Here is a 269-nt window from a genome sequence, read left to right as displayed (position 1 = left end):
GGCCTGAGCCTCGACTGGTAGGCAAGGACATAGTGCAATGCTTTATGCTGTGATCATCGAAAAAGCCGGAGACAAGTTTTCTGCATATGTGCCGGACCTGCCGGGCTGCATTCCAACCGGCGCCACGACGGCGGATGTGAAGATCGCAATCCGTGAAGCAATGCGCTTTCACATCGAAGGCCTGCGCGCTGACGGGTTTGAGGTACCCGAGCCCGAAGCCGTGGCGAAGTATGTTGAGGCGCACGAGTGAAGCGCGCCCTCTCCTTCTC

1 protein-coding gene is annotated in these 269 nt (G+C 58.4%); it reads left to right on the top strand.

Going from position 1 to position 269, the window contains the following annotated elements:
* The first annotated feature begins 37 nt into the window (after positions 1-37).
* Entirely contained in the window at positions 38-250 is a 213-nt protein-coding gene (locus EN852_RS39400; RefSeq protein ID WP_127226143.1) for a type II toxin-antitoxin system HicB family antitoxin, read from the top strand.
* The last annotated feature ends 19 nt before the right edge of the window (positions 251-269 follow it).

It is taken from the genome of Mesorhizobium sp. M2E.F.Ca.ET.209.01.1.1 (assembly GCF_004010375.2).
Lineage (GTDB): Bacteria > Pseudomonadota > Alphaproteobacteria > Rhizobiales > Rhizobiaceae > Mesorhizobium.
This window is presented reverse-complemented; position numbering and strand designations above follow the sequence as displayed.